Here is a 3,259-nt window from a genome sequence, read left to right on the forward strand (position 1 = left end):
GGGACGGTCGCGGCGGCCGGCACGGGCGCGGCTGCCGGGACGGGGGCGGCTGCCGGGACGGGCGCGGCGGTCGGCAGGGGTGGCGGGCCGGGGCGGGCGGGCAGGCGCTCGTCGCCCCACGGGACCAGGCGCACCTGATCGGCCGGGGAGCGGCCGCCGCCGAGCACGGCGGTGACCACCGCCTCGGGGCCGAGGATGCCCTGCACCCGGCTCAACGCGCGGTGCGCCCGTTCCCGCTCCTCGCCGGTCTCCCCCCACAGGCCGGGTTGCAGGCCGGCCTGGGCGAGCACCCCGTCCGGCACCAGCCGCAGCCGGATGATCCCGGCGGTGGGGCGGGCCGGGCGGGCGCCGCCCCGGCCGTTGCTGCCGGAGAGCCAGCCGTCGAGCTGCCAGCGGACCCGGTCGGCGATGGCCGCGGCGGTGAGCAGGCCGTCGTGCCGCCAGACCCGGTGCAGCTCCTGGCCGTGCGCGGTGACCGCCTCGATGCCGAGCCGGGTGCAGGCCAGCCCGTAGCCGGCGAGCCGCTCGTGCAACTGCTCGGCCAGCGTGCGGGCGGCGAACGCCGCGGCGTCGACCCGGTCGATCGGCTCGTCGTGGTCGGCGGTGACGGTCAGGTCGGCGGGCGGCTGCCGGACCGCGAGCGGCCGGTGGTCCCGGCCGGCGGCGAGCCGGTGGGCCAGCGCCCCGTCGAAGCCGAACCGGGCCAGCACGTCCCCGGCGGGCAGCGCGGCGAAGTCGCCGAGGGTGCGTACCCCCAGCCGGCGCAGCAGGTCGGTCAGGGTGGGCCGGCCGAGCGCCTCAACGGGCAGGCCGGTCAGGAACTCCGGGGTCCCGCCGGGGGGCACGATCCGCCCGTCCCGGGCGGCCAGCCCGGCGGCGAAGACCCCGTCGGCGATGCCGACCTGGCTCTCCACCGCGCAGGTCTGGGCGACGTGCTCGACGATCCGCTCGGCCGCCGCCTCCTCGCCGCCCAGGTAGCGGCTGGGGCCCCGGGCGGCCAGCGCGCACGCCCCGGGGCGGATCACCTCGACCCCGGCGACCACCTCCTCGACGGCGGCCACCACCGGCTCGAACGCCCGGGCGTCTCGGGCGGGGTCGTGGTCGACGACGATGAGCTGCGGGCAGCGCCCCTGCGCCTCCCGCCGGCGCAGCCCCCGGCGGACGCCCTCGGCGCGGGCCCGCTCGGAGCAGGCGACCACCCGGTTGGCGTGCAGCACCGCGACCGGGTCGGTGGCCGGCACCCCGTCGACGATCTCGGCGGCGAGGACCGGCCAGTCCGGGCACCAGAGCAGCAGGGTCCGTGCCGGCGTACCGCTCATGCCGACCCGACCACGGTGAGCGGCCGGACGGCGGCGGCCGGGGCCACCACACGGAGCCGGCGGGGCGCGGCGGCGCGGACGGCGCCGGCGCCGGTCGACCGGGGGATCACCCGGGTCAGCTCGTCGCCGGGCAGCCAGACCTTGATCTCCTTGGGGCGGGCGGCCGCGCCCCGGCCGCGGGCCGAGACGGTCACCTCCCGGCGGCGCAGCCGGCCCCGGCCCGGCCCGAGCCCCTCCCAGACCCCGCGGACCACCTGGAGCGTCACGTCCGCGCCGTCCCACCGGCCGTACGGGACGAGCACGCTGCCGCGCTGCCGGGCCCGGGCGGCCAGCCGGTTGGCGACCGAGGCGGAGACCGTGGTCGGCACGGCGGTGACCACCACGTCGACCCCGTCGATGAGCGCGGCCACGACGGTGGGCCACTCCGGCCCGGGGTTCGGCACCAGGGCGAGCCGGTCCAGGGCGATGCCGGCCTCGGCCGCCGCGCCGGCCCCGAAGGTGGGTACGCCGACCACGGCGCACCACGAGCCGGCCCGGGACGCCTCGGCGAGCAGGGCGAGGATCAGGGAGGTGGCGCCGCTGCGCCGGGGCTGGCCGACGCCGACCGCGATGGTGCTGCCGCGCCGCAGCCCGCGGTTGGGCAGCAGCCCGGTCAGCTCGGGCCGGACGGGGAGCACCCGGTGGCCGCCCGCCGGGTCGGGCGCGCTCGCCGGGCGTACCAGCTCGGCCAGGGCGGCGGAACCGACCACCATGCGGCCCGCCATCGGACCTACCCCCCGTCATGTGTTGACCACGGGCACCGGCCCGTGGATGGTGCTTGGATCGTGCGTGCGGGACCGTGCGGCGCGGCGTACTCGCTGCCGCCGGGAGTGGCGCCCGGCCACCCGGGGTCCCGCCGGTGATGGCCGGGCGCCACGACTCAGGCGGCGGCTGCTCCGGGCCGCGGCGCGGCGTCGGACACGCCGAGCCGGAGTGGGTGCGGCCCGTCGAGCGCCGGTTGGTGCGCCAGGCCGAGCGCGGTCTCCACCACGGTCACGAACTCCTCGGCGGCGCGGAGCAGGTCGTCGGCCTCCCGGGCGGTGACCACCCGGGGGATGCCGGCTTCGGCGGCGGCCCGCTTGCCGGCTCCGGCGGCGAAGTAGTTGGCCCACTCGTTCAGCTCGGGGGCGACGGCGGCGAGCAGCACCCAGACGCTGGTGATCCGGTTGCGCCGGGTGGGTGCGGGGCGGGCACGGGCGGCCAGCAGGGCGGCGGCGGCGCGCAGCGCGGCGAGGTGGGCGGCGGCGTACCGGAGGCCGTCGGGCCGGGTCCGGGCGGCCTCGGCCAGCCCGTGGCGGGCCACCACGAGCAGCTGGGCGGGGGTGCGGTGCGGCAGCACGTGCGCGGGCACCGTGGGCGCCTGGGCCGGACTGGTCGACATGGTCTCTCCTCCGCGTGGGCCGGGGCGGGGCGGCCCACGCGACGGGAAACCGTCGCCCGGGACGCCCGGAACGGGCGGTGCGGAGGAAGACGCACCAGGGTGGTGGCCGGCCGGGTGTGGATGCTTCCCCACACCACACCCGGCCGGCGTACCGGCGGGTCCGTCGCCCGCCGCCCGGGGGTCGTGGGCGGCGGGCGACGATCCTGCCTGATGGGTCCGGACTCGCGACTGTCCGGAGCCCGGTGCGGTCCGCGGAACCGCACCTCCCGGGAGCCGGCGCCGCGAAACACCGCTCCCGGACGTTGGAACGGGCGTACGACTGAATCGAACACTCGTTCTAACTGCTCTGACAGTACACCTCCCCTCCGACGAAAATGCAACGTGTGACGCACCGGCGTGCCGAGCGCCGGTCGGTGAACTCTCAGCTTGATCTTTAACCTGTTCGGCGTGGGCGGGGATTCGTGGTCTTCGTTTTCGTGGTGCCGGATTTGTTGGTCTTCTTGGTGGTTGCGATGTGGAC

At 78.2% G+C, this 3,259-nt stretch carries 3 protein-coding genes; all 3 read right to left on the reverse strand.

What is annotated here, in order from left to right:
* On the reverse strand, window positions 1-1,319 hold a 1,319-nt coding region (locus AB0F68_RS35175), incomplete at its 3' end, for a DNA polymerase Y family protein (protein WP_357346202.1).
* Window positions 1,316-2,083: a hypothetical protein gene (locus tag AB0F68_RS35180; RefSeq protein ID WP_357346205.1), complete on the reverse strand. Its 768-nt coding sequence runs from the start codon at window positions 2,081-2,083 to the stop codon at window positions 1,316-1,318. The genes AB0F68_RS35180 and AB0F68_RS35175, both read right to left, overlap by 4 nt.
* 155 nt (window positions 2,084-2,238) lie before the next feature.
* Window positions 2,239-2,739: an SAV_6107 family HEPN domain-containing protein gene (locus AB0F68_RS35185; protein ID WP_357346207.1), complete on the reverse strand. Its 501-nt coding sequence runs from the start codon at window positions 2,737-2,739 to the stop codon at window positions 2,239-2,241.
* Between the last annotated feature and the right edge of the window lie 520 nt (window positions 2,740-3,259).

The organism is Micromonospora sp. NPDC023966, assembly GCF_040639095.1.
Classification (GTDB): Bacteria; Actinomycetota; Actinomycetes; order Mycobacteriales; family Micromonosporaceae; genus Micromonospora.